At 40.4% G+C, this 15822-nt stretch carries 16 protein-coding genes; 1 reads left to right on the plus strand and 15 read right to left on the minus strand.

What is annotated here, in order from left to right; genetic code table 11:
* Positions 1-92: 92 nt before the first annotated feature.
* The 15 genes from FJA49_RS17440 to FJA49_RS17510 form a co-directional block, all read right to left on the minus strand.
* Positions 93-1118, minus strand: a complete 1026-nt coding sequence (locus FJA49_RS17440; RefSeq protein WP_140002640.1) for an IS110 family RNA-guided transposase — start codon at positions 1116-1118, stop codon at positions 93-95.
* Positions 1119-1389: 271 nt separating this feature from the next.
* Positions 1390-1896 (minus strand): sigma factor-like helix-turn-helix DNA-binding protein, encoded by a 507-nt coding sequence (locus FJA49_RS17445; RefSeq protein WP_158629500.1) that lies wholly within the window; start codon positions 1894-1896, stop codon positions 1390-1392.
* 129 nt (positions 1897-2025) lie between these two features.
* The gene (locus FJA49_RS17450) at positions 2026-2478 is read right to left on the minus strand and encodes a response regulator (protein ID WP_140002646.1); all 453 of its coding nucleotides are present in this window, start codon (positions 2476-2478) and stop codon (positions 2026-2028) included.
* 529 nt (positions 2479-3007) lie between these two features.
* Entirely contained in the window at positions 3008-3448 is a 441-nt protein-coding gene (locus tag FJA49_RS17455) for a DUF3872 domain-containing protein (protein ID WP_140002649.1), read from the minus strand.
* A gap of 11 nt (positions 3449-3459) precedes the next feature.
* A complete protein-coding gene (locus tag FJA49_RS17460) occupies positions 3460-4020 on the minus strand; it encodes a conjugal transfer protein TraO (protein WP_140002652.1) in 561 nt (186 codons plus the stop codon).
* Positions 4021-4041: 21 nt separating this feature from the next.
* Complete coding sequence (traN, locus tag FJA49_RS17465) at positions 4042-4935, minus strand: conjugative transposon protein TraN (RefSeq protein ID WP_140002655.1); 894 nt, start codon at positions 4933-4935, stop codon at positions 4042-4044.
* A 23-nt stretch (positions 4936-4958) separates the two neighbouring features.
* The gene (traM, locus tag FJA49_RS17470; RefSeq protein WP_140002658.1) at positions 4959-6281 is read right to left on the minus strand and encodes a conjugative transposon protein TraM; all 1323 of its coding nucleotides are present in this window, start codon (positions 6279-6281) and stop codon (positions 4959-4961) included.
* Positions 6268-6552: a nitrogen regulatory IIA protein gene (locus FJA49_RS17475; protein WP_140002661.1), complete on the minus strand. Its 285-nt coding sequence runs from the start codon at positions 6550-6552 to the stop codon at positions 6268-6270. The genes traM and FJA49_RS17475 overlap by 14 nt, the downstream gene beginning before the upstream one ends.
* Positions 6553-6572: 20 nt before the next feature.
* On the minus strand, positions 6573-7004 hold the full coding sequence (locus FJA49_RS17480; RefSeq protein ID WP_140002662.1) for a hypothetical protein: 432 nt from the start codon (positions 7002-7004) through the stop codon (positions 6573-6575).
* Between the two features lie 12 nt (positions 7005-7016).
* A complete protein-coding gene (gene traK / locus FJA49_RS17485) occupies positions 7017-7640 on the minus strand; it encodes a conjugative transposon protein TraK (RefSeq protein ID WP_140002665.1) in 624 nt (207 codons plus the stop codon).
* 21 nt (positions 7641-7661) lie between these two features.
* Positions 7662-8657, minus strand: a complete 996-nt coding sequence (traJ, locus tag FJA49_RS17490; RefSeq protein ID WP_140002668.1) for a conjugative transposon protein TraJ — start codon at positions 8655-8657, stop codon at positions 7662-7664.
* Between the two features lie 3 nt (positions 8658-8660).
* Entirely contained in the window at positions 8661-9293 is a 633-nt protein-coding gene (locus tag FJA49_RS17495) for a DUF4141 domain-containing protein (protein WP_140002671.1), read from the minus strand.
* 29 nt (positions 9294-9322) lie between these two features.
* The gene (locus FJA49_RS17500; protein ID WP_140002674.1) at positions 9323-11827 is read right to left on the minus strand and encodes a TraG family conjugative transposon ATPase; all 2505 of its coding nucleotides are present in this window, start codon (positions 11825-11827) and stop codon (positions 9323-9325) included.
* On the minus strand, positions 11824-12156 hold the full coding sequence (locus FJA49_RS17505; RefSeq protein ID WP_140002676.1) for a DUF4133 domain-containing protein: 333 nt from the start codon (positions 12154-12156) through the stop codon (positions 11824-11826). Before FJA49_RS17505 ends, FJA49_RS17500 begins: the two co-directional genes overlap by 4 nt.
* A gap of 12 nt (positions 12157-12168) precedes the next feature.
* The gene (locus FJA49_RS17510; RefSeq protein ID WP_140002679.1) at positions 12169-12474 is read right to left on the minus strand and encodes a DUF4134 domain-containing protein; all 306 of its coding nucleotides are present in this window, start codon (positions 12472-12474) and stop codon (positions 12169-12171) included.
* Positions 12475-12696: 222 nt separating this feature from the next.
* On the opposite strand from FJA49_RS17510, the gene FJA49_RS17515 reads away from it, so the two are divergent.
* Positions 12697-15822, plus strand: a complete 3126-nt coding sequence (locus FJA49_RS17515) for an HsdM family class I SAM-dependent methyltransferase (RefSeq protein WP_140002682.1) — start codon at positions 12697-12699, stop codon at positions 15820-15822.

A 15822-nucleotide genomic window follows, 5' to 3' on the forward strand; every position in this document is an offset into this window, starting at 1 on the left:
TAATAGCAATTAAACTAATACCCGTTCAAATAATTTATGTAGAGAGATAACTTAACTATAAGTAACTCAACTCTCCATTACATAGCTATTGCTCAGGAAGGCAAAATTTGATATGCATATTCCGAGTTATAATAAGAATTGTTTTTCCAGAGGATAAAAGTCAATTCTAATATTTTTCTTTGGATGGCAACAATAGCTTTCATTTTAATGCCATGCCTTGAAACCAATCTTAAAAAGATATCTCTGAATCTTTCATTGGTTCTAATCGCAGCCAGTGCCGGAAAGTGCATGACTTTCCTTAAATTCCGATTACCCCGCTTGGATATACGTGGTTTGGATTTTACGGAGGTCCCAGATGTCTTTTCTCTTACATCTAATCCCGCATAACTGACCAGTTGCCTTTTATTCTTTATGAGTTCGAAACCGTTGGTTTCAGCGATAATGGTCACGGCAGTCAAATTTCCAACTCCAAGTATAGAAGATATTATTTTCATCTTTTCTACTAGTACCTCATCTCCTCTGATGAGTTTAGCAATTTCTTCTCGTATCTCCTTTTCCTGCCTATCAATCAAGGCTATTCTTTTGTTTGTTCTTTTAACTGACTTTTCACTTGATTTTGCAGAAGTACATTCAGCATGCAACTGATTTTTTAACATGGTACGTTCCTGTACCAACTGCTCACGTTCCCGACAAAGCTGCCTCAAATCATTGAATATTTTTAGAGGAGGTTGCCAAACTTCCAATTGCCTTTCCAAACCAAATCTGGCAATTGCTTGTGAAGCACTTTTGTCAGTAATTGTTCTTATATCAAGTGTTCTCACATAATTACTAATCTTGTTTGGTAAAACGATGCTTACTTGTTTTTGAACACTGCATAGATAATAGGCTAAAGATTCATGGTAAACCCCAGTTGCTTCCATTACATAACGTACTTCCGTTGTGGTTAATGTTTGCTTATTAACCCACAATACAAGACTGGAAAACCCTTTTTTAGTATTGGGAAATACTTTGTAAGCATAAACTTCAATACTGATCTGCTCGTCCATCCGACCAAGTGACACAACTAATTCCTTTTGTGCAACATCAATTCCGACTGTTTGTTTTAATAATATCTTCATCTTATTTGGTTTAGGTAAGTGATAACCTTTTTTCATCTTTTCTCCTGAGTGGATATACTGGCTATACTACCTCAAATAAGAGTGTATTCCTTACATTCTGTTCAGATTCTAAAAGGTAAAAGAAGAGGAGGCAGTCTCTTTTCTTGAATATACCGTAAGGCTATTTAAAGCAAAATCTGCTCTCGCCCTTCTTCACTTAAATTATATTGTACAAACATAGGAGAAGCAAAAGAACGCCGTAATTTAGGAAAGCTTTTTTTAAATGTTAAGACTATTTAATGGGTATTGTTTTCCAAACAGAAAAGCCCTTGAAAAGATGTTCAATGTGTTCAAACTCAATAAAAGCGATCAGTTCATTTTTACACTTCCCTTTAAACCCCCTGAAACACTGAAAATCCTTGAGGGGGATATTTGCAAGTTCTCCTATGGTAGTAATCCCTAAAGCTTCGATTATACTGAACATTCTCTTGCTGAAAGGAAAATGGGTATCATATAGCAATTTATTCAGGTCAGTTTCAGGTTTAGTTCTTCTTCTTTTAATTCGCCCTGTCTCGTATTCAAATTCATTTTTTAACTGCTCTAATTTCTGTTTGTAGTAGTCTATGTCTGCAAGCAGCTCAGTAACACACTTCACTTTTTCAAATGTCCTTTCGTATTGTCTGCGGACACTCTCTGCAGTGACCCCGTAGCTGTCTCCTGCTTCCTTGAGGCTCATTTTTTCTATCAAAAGCTTATGAAGTATATCATATTCCTTTTTCGAAAGTACTTTTTTTGACATTTCGATGTAAAATCTATTAGTGCGGTCTATCAGTGTGTGAGTTAACATAACTTGTAAGTTAGTAATTAAGTGTCGCCACAAAATAGATGTAAGTGTCGCACATTGTATTTGCAAAGAGTTCTCCAAATATTAGTGGAAATTTTGGTTTTCAGCTAAATAGCTTAAGGCCGTTTTACTTATTGTCTCACTGAAATAATACTCTCCCTGATCCAGCTTGATTACAGCTTTTTTTAGTTTTTCAGGAGCAGAACCTTTCAGTACGTAGCCCCGAACGCCAAGGCTAAGCATTTCGATTATACTTTTCTTATTGTCAAGACTGCTGAAAACCAATATCTTGATCTCTGGGTAACTTTCTGCCAATTCCTTGGCTGTCTGGTACCCATCCATAAGAGGCATATTAATGTCAAGAATACAAATGTCCGGCAGTACTTCCTGAATCTGCAGGTTGTCGATTGCTTCCTGACCATTAGCAGCGCCAAGAACCACTTTAAAATTACTGTATTCCAAAAAATTTTGCAGGGATATTCTAAGCCCTTCATGGTCATCAATTAAGGCAATCGTAATCTGATTCTCTTTTTCCATTATTCCTTATTTAATGTTGAACAAATTATAGAAAATAATGACCGATAATTTGTCGTCATAGGACTTTCGTCCTATATGTAGTGATTAAAGACTTTATTAATACTTCAGAGTAAAAATAAAAGGTCTTTATAAATTACTTGTCGATAACTGAAAATATGTTTCTGCTTAGTTAAGTAGCCATAATCGCTGTTCTATAAAAAATATGGCGCAGACCACTACACTTATCGGAACTGAGGCACTGGTATACCCGACCACGAATAAGCGAGCGCCCACGCCAATGGCATGAGCGTCCTTACTTATTTGTCTCGCGGTCTTTAAAAATTACCAGTTTTCAGTTACCGAGCCCTAAGCAAAAACACTAAATGAGTTTTCTATATTTTGTCCAAAGATAGTAACGTTTGTGAAGTTATCCAATGTTTCTTTAACAGAATCCGTTAATAACTGACAATAAAACAACCCGAAGATGATCTCCGGGTTGTGCTTAAAAAAATCGAAATTTTACTGTTTATATTAAACTAATATAGTACTGTTAATCGCTACTGTTAAATTCAAAACTCAATTGTTTTTCATTTCCAAAGTTATCTGAAATCCACACTTCAAAAGACTGGGAAACGGTGGAGTTTGAAGTGTAATACAGTCTGAACTGCTCTGTTGGTATCGAATATAAATCATTTGGCTGGTAAGGCGGTTCATTGTAATAGCGTAATGTGCCCTGTCCGTCGAATTGAAAGTAGCGAATAAAATAGTGCGTTCCCGTATAATTACCTGCAGGCTCTATTGTTAACCTTATTTCTACGGTATCTCCAATGGCAATGTCCTTGGGTACGGGCATGACATTTACCTCAAATGGGAACTCATGCTGTATTTCCAGTTCTTCCTTATCACAGGATGAGAGTGTAGCAGAACTTAGCAGGACTGCCAGCAATACCGGCAGTAACCCTATTCTCAACTTATTAAAAAATGCTGTCATCGTTTTTCGTTTTAAAAATTAAATCTTAATCCCACACCTGCAGATGGGCGGAGCTGTTTCAGGTCAGTACCCCACAAAACTCTTGTACGCCCTTGCAGGACTAGTACAAATCGGTCAGACAGGTATGTTTCAAAAGACAGCCGTCCGCCAGCACCGTAAATGAAATTGTCTTCACTTACAATTTTCGCCCCGTCAAATAAAAGCTCTTCGCCTCGATTGATACTTTCAAACCCGACTACACCTGTTATGGCTGCATTGAATGTAATGTTCTTACGGGCATCACCTAGCAGGAAGAAACTGTAGCCGCCTTCTGCGGTATAGGTCTCCTGCGGAATGCGGAGGTTTTTATATTGATAATATTGGTGTACATACTCTAAAGCCCAAAGCTGGTAATTCCCGTTTTTACTATTTACGGTCATAGCCGCATTAATGTAATAATCATTGCCGATTTTGTCATTGGATAATACACCTGCATTTACTTCCAGTCCTTTTTGTTTAGGCAGCATACGTTGTGCTTGGGCAATTGTGATACCCATCAAAACGAGCATTACTGTATAGATATATTTTTTCATTTTCTATTGCTTAATGGATTACTAAAACTTCAGATGCATGTCGCTAATTAATCGGGCTTTTATCAAATCCGAATTTTCCACCTGAAGCGTTTGATGCCTTCCGCCGTTTTTCTCAAAAATCTCAATCAGCAATACCTTATCATCGGCAATGGTAAACTGGTCCAAAAGGAATACGTTTTGTTCGACTTCTTTACCGCCAATCACACCCAGTGGCTTGTAACTACGAAGCGGTATCATCGGTCTTTCCTGTATCACGGTGCGTTTGGCTATTTTCTTATCTACCACCTTGAAATTCATAAATTCAATCTGGAAGGGAACATTCGTGCGATTATCCAGTTCCGTATGGAAATAGTATTTACCGTTGTGGATGTAAATTCCTTTGAGAATAAATTGAATACCGAAACTTTTCGCCCCAATATGTTTTACAAAACGTTTGTCCTTTTTATAGATTGTTTCTAGTATCAAACCTGCCAGAGATGGCGAATTGTTTCCCAGCTCTTCAAACAGCACATCTTGTCCGGCGGATCTATCCACCGCCTTTTGCATTGCCAGAAGGTTGTAACTCAATGTAAATGGGCAGGCACTATAATAGGCGTCGAAGCTGTAGAAACGCCCGTCGTCGGTAATCACCGAAAAATTGGTTTCAGGCTCAAAGTCCTTTACCGACGCTTTTACGCGTAGCACATTTTCTGCGTCTTCTGCTTTTCCTGCAATTAAGTACTCACTTCCCAGATCCACGTAACGTATTGCGCTTGGGAAAATCAGATGAGAAGTCTTATCGTAAGTAACCTGCATTTCGTACGATTCTATCCTGCCCAAGGCAAGCGAAGTTTTTGCAGTTTCCTGCGCAAAAGAGGTAACGGCCAAGCCGATCATAAGGGCAGCTGCCCAAAAGGTTTTTAAATAATTTTTCATTGTTAATTTATTTTAGTTTTCTATTATTTTTTAGAGACAAGAAATACCTGATAGCCAGCTTTCAGGGTAACTTTTGGCGTTTTTACTTTTTTGGAGAAATAGCCTGCAATGCCCTGTACAACACCTCTGCTCAAATCTGCCGCAACCTGCTGTCCTGCGGATTGGGTTAGCATCAGGCTCGTTCCTGAAGTCTGGCTCATATTGCCTGCCATCTCAGTAAGGGCATTCATTTCAGGAGAATACGGGACGTACAAACCCTGCTGACCGTCAAGGTCATAAATGGTTATGTCTACCGGGATAATATTACCATCGAGTTCTATGGAAGTAATTTTCATCTGTAAACGGCCGCCCTGAAATTTAGCGATTGCCGTTAAGAGCGTTCCCTGCGGGATGGTGCGGTTAGGGGTTTGGGCAGGTTCCAATAAACGCAGGCGCACGCCGCTTTCACCAATAATGGTCTGTGTTTCCTGTATGCAGGCTTTCACACTGTTTTTCGGCTGTGCAATCTGCTGTACAGATCCCGGAGTATAAAAATTCCTGTTTTTGTTTGCGTTCCAATCCGCTAAAAAAGTACTATCTGAAGGCTCTCTGTACAAAGCCGAAACGGCGTTCTTTCCTGCAGGGGCGAATGCCACAAAATATTCTTTCTGTGTACTGGCAGAAGCGGTACTCCCTTTGTTGGGGGACACCTCACCTGTACTTGTACCTGTAGGAAGATATTTTGCCGCCATCTGATAGGACTTTTCCATGAGTGCCAGCTGGTCATCTACTGTCACGCTTTTGGGAACGTCTTTATCCGCCAGCTTTTCTTTCAGCTCATCAAGCTGTCTGCGGAGTTCTTGCGTTTCATTATTGTCATCCTTATAAAAGGAGCCAAGCGCACTTTGAGAATTGCGGTAACTGTTTAGTGCCGGATTAGCTGACCTTCCCGGATTGTTGCCGAAACCCGTGCTTTGATCTTCCTGCTCAGCGAGTGTATCCTGATTGTCTTTAGATGAATTGTCCTCATTCCAGTAATCGGAAAGCGTGGTCAGTGCATTACGTTTTTCCTGGTCTTTCTGCTCCAGCATTTCCTGCTCATATGCTTTCTGTTTGTCGGCCTGCATGCCGGCTTCGCTGGCCTGCGGGACGGCATCGTTCAGCCCGATATTTTCGATTTCCTTCTTGTCTGAAGACGGTTTAAATATCAGGTACATACATCCGAGAAAAACGATTCCCATAAGTATGAATATTACCGGTTTTTTAAGCTGTTCTTTGCTGCTCTTTTTATCATCGGGCAGATTGGATGCTCTGGATTGGTCAGCTTCTTCAACCAGAACGCTGACCCTTTTTTCATTTTCTTTCATAAATCTTTTCTTTTAATTTTGTTGATAATGTGTCCAATTGGGAGGCAGGAATTTCTTTTTTACGGACAGGGTTGTCAATATGCTCGATGATCATCCTGTTATCAGATTTTGCCGTGTCGTACCACACTTTTAATATAACCACCGTGGTAAGCAGTAGGTACACTAAAAAAAGACAGAGCGTATATCTTCGCTGTTTATCTAAGGATAAGGCCCGCCAGCTTTTATCCTGCTTGTCAAACCACTTGTCTATATTTATTCTTATTGTTTTCATACTTTAAAGATTATGGGTTATCACATTCTAAACCCTCTTTTTCGCGGAGCAATCTCTTCTTTAGGTTTTTCTGATACTTGGGCAATAGCCTCCTTTATTGTCGGAACCGAACTTGCTGTAAGATTTGTCAGTTTAGACTGCTTCAATAATTGCCCGTAGCGGTCTGTTCTTTCAATTTCCATTTCCTGGACATCGAATTTGCCATTCTCATATTTTACCCACATATGACAGCCGACCTTTGGCTGGTCTTCGCCATTCCATTCGAGGTAAGTGTTTAAAGGCAGTACATTGGTGTATAAAGGTTTGTCCGTGCCATTGCTGCAAGCCTCCAAAAACCTGCTGATGCTGTCTTGGACTTTGCCGGGATAACCCGCCTGCGTGAGAAAGAAGCCGTCATACCCTTTGTCGGTCAGGAGTTTTGCGAATGCGTTTAAATCAAGTAAAAGTTTCATATCCCTTAATTTTTAGCGTTCAATGACTTCTATATCCTTATTTTCCACCACGGAAAATTTTTCGATATTGAAACCCTGCGGGTTATTGTCCGAGCGTACGGAATTGACAAGGAAACAGGAGGTAACAAGGTTCCGTTTCGTCACATTGCTCGAACGGATGATAAACTGTTTGGCATAAGTTCGTACGGAATAGGGATACTTCTCGAAATTGCAGGCCACACTGTCTATTTCAATGCGCTGCTGCACATTGCCCGATATGATACGGTTGTAATATCCTTTTTCAGAGAGGTCTTTGTAATAATCAAAGGCACTTTTATCGGCAAGATTAAATGCCCTTTTCATGTTGCTCTCGATAGCGTTTTTATCCGGAGCTAGCGTAAAGAACAGTTCATGGAAGCGCCTTACGTGTTCCCTTGCTTCCACAGGACGGTTAATAGACGCATCCTGAGCGAGTGCCAGCATGAGTGATTTGCCATTATCCAGCACATATATTTTTTGTCTCTGCTGTTCAGCAAAACTGTAAGATCTCCATACGGCATATCCTGCAATGCCTGTGCAGAGCACGGCAAATACAATAGCATACAATCTTATTTGCTTGAAACTGTTTTCGATATTTCTTAGCGTTTTAAATTCCATTTTCTTGAATAATTAGTTGTTTTATTTGCTCATCAGTCTGCCGCCGATATTTCCTACGGCGGAACCGGCTCCGGCTCCGGTAACATTTCCTGCTTTCATCGCTGTCTGATTGACATTGCGCGTAAAGTTCCCAGCTCCGCCGGCCTGAATAATCCAGCCTGTTACCGTGGGAATTGTGAAGTAACCCACGATTCCTATAATCATAAATATGATATACACGGTATTTGAAGTGTCGGGAATAAATGTCGGATCGGAGAGCATTTCAATATCACGTTCCAGTATCAGGGATTGAATCCTGGCTAGCATCGAGCTAAAGAGGTCCGCTACAGGAAGCCAGAGGTAGACACTTATATATCGTGTGAACCACTGATTAAGCGTAGACTGAAAACCATCCCACACAGAAATAGCAAAGGCAATCGGGCCAAGTATGGAAAGGACGATAAGAAAAAATGTCCTGATGGTATCGATCACCAATGCCGCCGCCTGAAACAGTACTTCCAAAAGATTACGGAACCATTCTTTCATCGCTTTTTCAATCTTATACTCCTGACGATCCATGTACATTCCTGCCATTGTCCCGATGTCTGAGGGCGACCAGCCGAGTTCATCCAGCTTCTTGTCGAACTCTTCATCCGAAACCATATAGGCAGTTTCTGGATTTCGTACCATTGCTTCATATTCCAATTGGTCTTTTTGCTGCTGTAGTTTGTTCAGGTCAAGCACCTGGTCTTCGAGTATAGCATGTGTTCCTGTAACTATAGGGCTTAGCACAGCATTAACGGTTCCAAGGACGATCGTGGGAAAAAACATGATACACAATCCCAAGGCAAAAGGGCGCAGCAGTGGAAACATATCGATAGGTTCGGCACGGCTTAACGCCTGCCAGACCTTTAATGCTACATAGAACAGCGCGCCCAGCCCGGCCAGACCTTTAGCTACCGCTGCCATATCACCTGCAAGCGGCATCATGTCATCGTAGAGCGAACGCAGGACTTCGTGAAGATTATTCCATTCCATCTTTTACCAGTATTTTTGGTTGGAAGTCCCATAGAGTTCAAGTACACGCTTAGCGTCATTTTTCTTTTTTGCTCTCAGGTAGCTGACAGAAATATTCTTGCTGGTATAGTAGCGGACAAGACTGTGATACTCTTTGACTTCTTTATAAACGCGGTCTATAACGTCCATGCGCTCTTTGTCATTTAGAGAAAGATTCGATGCGGTTACTATTTGCTTGAGTTCCTTCAGAAGTTCGGTACTCTCACCCAGCAGTGCTGAATAACCGTTTCCAATAGCCGCAAGTTCCTGCGGTGTAAAATTGGGATCGTTCATCATTTTACCGAAATTGGTAACATACATCTCCGATACGTCTCCAACCAAAAGCACGGTCTGCTGCACTTTACGGGCATCTTTCACAAGGTTGCTTACGGCTTTGAGTTTGTCGTAATACTCTTTTCCCTGATTGTACACTTTCTCCACCTCCTTGAAATTTTTAACAACGTTGGATACAGTAGATGAAGTCTGTACGATTTCATTAGCGCTGTTGAGGATACCTGAAGCCAGGTTCGTAGGATCTGTAACCACCCATTGGGCTTTTACCGAGGGCGCTGCGGCAAGCATAATTGCTGCATACACCATGAACATTAGTTTTTTCATTTTTCTTAAATTTAAATTGTTAATTATTATTACTGATTTGCTTTCTCGCGCCTCTGCATAGCAATATGCTTAATGGCGAGTTCCACATTGCCGTCCAATTCTGATGCAAGCTGCATCACTTCCATTTTTTCTGTTTCTTCCGTGGTATAGGCGAGATACTCCTCAAGGCTCACTTCTGTAGCATATACTGCTGAATCCGTGCCACCGAGACCTATCCATACTTCCTTGTAAAGGCGCGAAGCATCATTATTCATATTGATAGAAAGTACCTGTGCCTTTTCCTTGTCGGTTAAGCCTAACATGGCTTGTATGTCATCAAACTTGTTCATGTACTTTCGCTGGTCGAGCAAGATTTTGCAGTCGGAGTTGTTGATAATACTTTCTTTTACAATAGGAGACTGGATGATATCATCCACTTCCTGCGTAACGACTATTGCTTCTCCAAAGAATTTGCGGACAGTCTTAAAAAGGTACTTGATATATTCTGCCATTCCTTCCTTGGCAATGGCTTTCCAGGCCTCTTCAATCAGGATAAGTTTGCGGATACCTTTAAGTCTTCTCATCTTATTTATAAAGACCTCCATAATGATGATAGTCACGATGGGAAAAAGAATTTTGTGGTCTTTAATGGCATCAATCTCAAAAACAATGAATCGCTTGGAAAGCAGGTCTAACTGCTTATCGGAATTGAGCAGGTAATCGTACTCTCCGCCTTTGTAATAAGGTTCCAGTACATTGAGGAAATTGGCAATATCAAAATCTTTTTCCCTAACCTGTTTTTCCTGAAGTACCCGGCGGTAATCGCCCTGAACATATTCATAAAAGCCATTAAAAGACGGATAGACCTCATCATGCTTAATGCGTTCGATATAACCGCTGACAGCATTGGACAGAGCCACTTCTTCAGAACGGGTTGGCGGCTCGTCATCCCGTTTCCAAAGGGTAAGAATGAGCGTTTTGACACTTTCCCTTTTTTCTATGTCAAATACGTCATCATCTGTGTAGAAAGGGTTAAAGGCAATGGGATTGTCCTCTGTATAGGTAAAATATACCCCGTCTTCGCCTTTGGTTTTGCCTTTTATTAGCTCACATAATCCCTGATAGGAATTACCTGTATCGACCAGCAACACGTGTGCGCCTTGCTCGTAATATTGCCTTACCATATGGTTAGTAAAAAAAGATTTACCGCTTCCTGACGGACCCAAAATAAATTTGTTTCGGTTGGTGATAATCCCACGCTTCATCGGCAAATCAGAAATATCCAGATGGATGGGTTTGCCAGTGAGCCGGTCTGCCATTTTGATACCGAACGGTGAAGGCGAATTGTGGTAATTCGTTTCTTCTGTGAAGAAGCACAACGCAGGTTCAATGAAGGTGTAAAAACTTTCCTCGCTTGGAAAATCGCCTGCATTGCCTGGCATTCCAGCCCAATAGAGTGTAGCCACATCTGTGGTATTGTGTCGCGGCTTACATTCCATCAGGGCCAGTGCACTCCCGCTATCATTTTTTAACTGTTTAAGTTCCCTCGGATCATCCGACCAAGCCATAATGTTGAAGTGTGCCCTGATGGAAGAAAGACCAAATGAATGTGCTTCGTTCAGGTATTTTTCTATCCACTCTTTGTTGATCTGGTTGGCACGGCTGTAACGAGCCAAAGAGTGCATATTCCTCGCTGATTTTTCAAACTTCTGAAGGCTCTCTTCGCTGTTATCCAAAAACAGGTATTGGTTGTAAATGTGATTGCAGCTCAGAAGTAGTCCAACAGGTGCAGCAAATGACAGCCTGCAGTCGCTTCGGTCTGTAGAAAGTTTTTCATAACGGGTATCTGCCGAAACGATTCCGGGCAGGTCATCCGTATCGGACAAGGTATGCAGGCACAGCCTTTTGTTTCCGATACGAACCTCTTCAGCGCCCAGTACAATATCCTGCATCGGTGTTGCGGCTTCTCTTGAAAGCGTTAGGTATTGCTCCAATAATCCCTGCTTTTCATCTGTACCAACAATGTCTTCTTCACTCAGGCGATTCAGCTTGATAAGTCCGCTGTCGTTAATGATACGCTCAAACTGTGCGACGGCTTCCATAAAACGATGAACCGCTTCCTTGTCCCTGATTTCCTTTGGTATAAGCGAACCTTTGCATAGCGAAGAGAAATTGCTCTGCATGCGCATCCTTTCCTTAGTGGTCTTGGTCAGGTACAGGTAACAGTAATGGTTCAGGAATGGACGCTCATTAAAATGACGCTGGTAGGATTTAGCCAAAAAACTTTGGTCATCCTTTGCCAAATCAGGGGCGTAGTTTTCCTTGATATACCAATCTTGTTTGTGGATTACCGTAAAATCAGGTAAAGTCTTGATAGCTTTGTGCCAGGCAGAATGAATAGCTTCATATTCCGCAGATGCAATTGTAAAAAGTTCCGGTAAACGCACTTCAAAGCATTCCGTAATATCCGCATCCTTTGACAGGATGCAGTTGTTCTCTACTGCAAGCAATGGAAATTTATGTTCCAGCGTTGTTGTTTTTGCTGTGTTTCTCATAAAGCACCGGGTTTTGTAGTGACTCTTAGGTAGCGCTGTACAGGCTTACGACAGATGATGTATCGTGGATGTCTTTTCTTTGCGCCCACTTTCATGAGTCCGTGTTCTCCATACTTTCTATTCAGAGAGAAGGTCTGCCATACGATAAGAGAAGCACCGCCGGCTCCCAGAAAAAGGCAGATGAAGGAGTTAACTCCAGCCATGTATAGTATCATGACCAGGATAAGGATACCCAGCAATCCGCCGGCAAAAATGAAAAGGTATTGTGCTTTCAGCCCCTTAAACTCCACGGTTCTCCCAATGCCCTTGTTGATGTTATAATTACTCATAAGACTGTGGGATTAAAGGAAGAATGAGCGCAGGATGGTTGCAGCTACTATTAAGAAGATACAGGCACCGAACCAGCTTGCTGCGGTTTTGCTTGTATCGGGATCGCCGCTGCTGAATTTGTTATATACCTTAACACCTCCGATAAGGCCTACCACGGCTCCAATGGCATAAATAAGCTGCGTGGCGGGATCGAAATACGAGGTTACCATCTGCGTGGCTTCATTGATACCCGCCGTACCATTTCCCTGTGCCAGCGCAACGAAACCTGTTAGTATTGCCACTGCTGCCAATAGGATTTTTTTGTTTTGTTTTTCCATGATTAAACACGTTAAATTGTTATCGTCTTCCTGCACTTTGCAGGCTTTCGAGACAAATGTCAATCATAAGAGAGTTGAGGCCATAGAATTGGCACTAACTGGAACTCTTTGGCAGTACAAGGCAGAAAAAAGCGATATTAATTATAGAAATAGAGGGGTTTTTTAATCTTTAAAACATTATTTTTGTAAAATGGGGAATAATAGTTCAAAGTAAAAATAGCTATGACCGGTAAGGAATTTGTAGCATCAATAGGATTGGACAGGGCTGTGTCAGTCAATTCGGATAGTAAAAAACTATCCGAAAGTCAGTCTATTATTCTAGATCAGGTTAGTGAATTTAATGTCGATGCCGTTTATTTTAATACCGACGATGCAGGTAACAGTTTTCCTGCAATCTTTGTAAAAAATGTAATATCTTTTGATTCTAAAACTCTAAGGCAAATAGCGGAAATCCAACGAAAAATTTGGAATTTTAAAAAAGTATTCTTCTTATACGTTTGCTCGGAATTGGAGCTGCGAATTTATAATTGTTCGGAAAAACCTCTTATTATTACCCGAAATAATTTCAACGAAGAAAAAGAGTTGCAAAAAATTGAGGTAGCCCGATACGTATTTTCCGATGTTGAAAAACTAGGCGAGCTAAACAGGTTATTCTCTACGATGGCAATAGATTCTGGCAGCATATGGACGCTTGAAGAGGCTGATTTTGTCAGAAAAAAAATCAATATACAGAAAAGGGTTGACAAGTACCTCGTGGAAAGCCTTATTAATACTGCAAAGCAGCTTGAAGAGCAAGGCATAGAAATTAATCTCATTCACCGTTTAATTTTGCGATCACTTTTCTTGTTATACCTTGAAGACAGGGATGCCACTGACGAGAGTTTCTATTCCAATATTATGGAAGGAGCAAAATCATTTTTTGATATTCTGGAAGATACTACAGCTACATATACTCTTTTTCAAAGGTTGGAAGATCATTTCAATGGTAATGTATTTACCGTGACCGACGATGAAAACATAAACGTAGAGCACCTTCAGTTAATAAAAAAATGCTTTATAAGCGGTAATGATAACACGCCGCAGGTAAACTTATTTGAAGACTGGCGAATTTTTGATTTTAGTATCATCCAGATAGAGCTTTTAAGTGAGATTTATGAAAACTTTCTTTTCAAGACGGATCCGGAATTGAAGAAACAAACCGGTACTTATTATACGCCGCCTGCTCTGGTAGAATTTATTCTCAACGAGCAACTACCTGTTAACAATGGTGAAACAGATTATAAACTTAAAATCCTAGACCCTGCATGTGGGTCTGGTATTTTTTTGGTTGAAAGTTTCAAGCGCTTGGTGAAGCGCCATGAAAACAGCCATGGACAAAAATTAACGGATTTTAATGAGTTGAGGAAACTACTAACGGAACATATTTTTGGGATCGAGATTCACCCTCAGGCTATCAAGGTCGCAGCATTCAGTTTATATCTTGCATTGGTCGATAATCTCAACCCAAAAACAGTATGGCAGAATAAAAACTATAGATTACCAAACCTGATAAACAATCCTAATGATCCCACGCTTAAAGAACAGGGCAATAACCTTTTTTGCAGGGATACAATTGATACAAACCCCGAAATAGAGGCTGTTAAATTTGATCTGGTTGTCGGAAATCCACCCTTTGGGACTGACATAAAATCTGACGCAATCAGAACATATTGTGAGAGACACGGATTCGCCAAAGAAATGGTTTTGCCATTTTTGCATAAGGCAGCATTATTTGCACCTAATGGAAAAATTGCCTTGATATTCAACACAAAAGTACTGACCAACACCGGCAGCACTTATCAAAAATTCAGGACATGGCTCTTTAATGATTGTTATGTAGAAAAAGTTTATAATTTTTCCATACTCCGAAATGCAAAGAAGAATTTTGGCGGGCAATTGTTTGGCGATGCAACCGGACCCATCAGTATTGTATATTATCAGAAAGAAACCCCTAGGGAGGCTTCCGATAAAATTACTTACTACGCGCCAAAAACTTATATAAAGTCCAGTATTATTGAAGGACTAAGCATCGATTTTACAGATTTGAAATACTTACCGCGCGAGGAATGTAAAAAAGAGAACACCAAAATATGGAAGGTTGCTATGTTCGGAACTGCGTCTGATATAGGTCTTATAGACAGGCTGTTGGGCAATAGTACAAATATCGGGACATATATAAAAGAACACAAATTGGACTATGGTGTAGGACTGCAGCCTGTCAATAAATCAACTATTAAGCCGCTTACTGACAACGAAATCGCAAACCTTTCATTCATTAGACCTGAAAGGATTAATCGATTCACGACTAACCCTTCTAGTTTTTCGCATATAAACTTACTTTTAAAAGATAAAAAAACCATACAGACATATCTTGACTACTACGGTGTAAAGTATTTGCAAGAGCTTCCGACAATTAATGTATTCAGAAGACTTGGTGCTAAGGACGTTTATCCAGGACCAATGCTTCTAGTCAAGGAGGGCTTTTTAAATAATAAGCTTTGTACAAGCTTTGTTAAAGAAAGTATTGCATTCAACAGTACGGTTCTTGGTTTGAAATCTAATGATGAAGACCAGTTAAGATTCTTGTCTTCTGTACTAAATTCAGAGCTGGCAACTTACTTTCTGTTAATGATTTCTAATAGTTGGGGAATAGAGCGTGAGAGGATCAAACCGAATGAAGTCTATAAGTTTCCTGTGGTAATCAAACAATCAATCATTGATGAGATGGTAGGTATCCATAAGAAAATTGAAGATTTAATTCATGCTTCTATAATGGATGTAAACTATAGTCAGCTGGAGGAGCAACTTAATAGGCTGGTTTATGAGTTGTATGACATTGATATTATCGAAAGACAACTTGTAAAAGATTTTATTGTCCACTCATTTGATTTGTTTACAAGACAAGAAAAATCTAGCGCACTGTATTCAGTTTTGCAGGATCAGATCACTGCTTATGAAAATATCGTTAGCACTGAAATAAATGACTTTTTGGATGGACAGCAACTGTTTGTGAATGTCACATCTTACAACATAAGTACATATTCGCCTTTGATGCTCACAAAACTGACTTTTGAAAATGAAAAGAGAGAAACTAAGGTCTCACAGGAATATGTGGATGATGAACTTCGTTTACTGGATAATTTTCTCTGGGAAAAAAAAGCCACGAACATTTACTTCCGAAAAAAACTCAACTACAAAGATGGAAAGGATATTTTTATAATACGCCCTAATCAACGCAGGTTTTGGTCCGAGTCAATGGCATTGGAAGATGCATCCGAATTAATTCTGGAAATATTAAACGGAAACTAG

It is taken from the genome of Flavobacterium microcysteis (genome assembly GCF_006385255.1).
In the GTDB taxonomy this organism is placed as follows: Bacteria; Bacteroidota; Bacteroidia; order Flavobacteriales; family Flavobacteriaceae; genus Flavobacterium; species Flavobacterium microcysteis.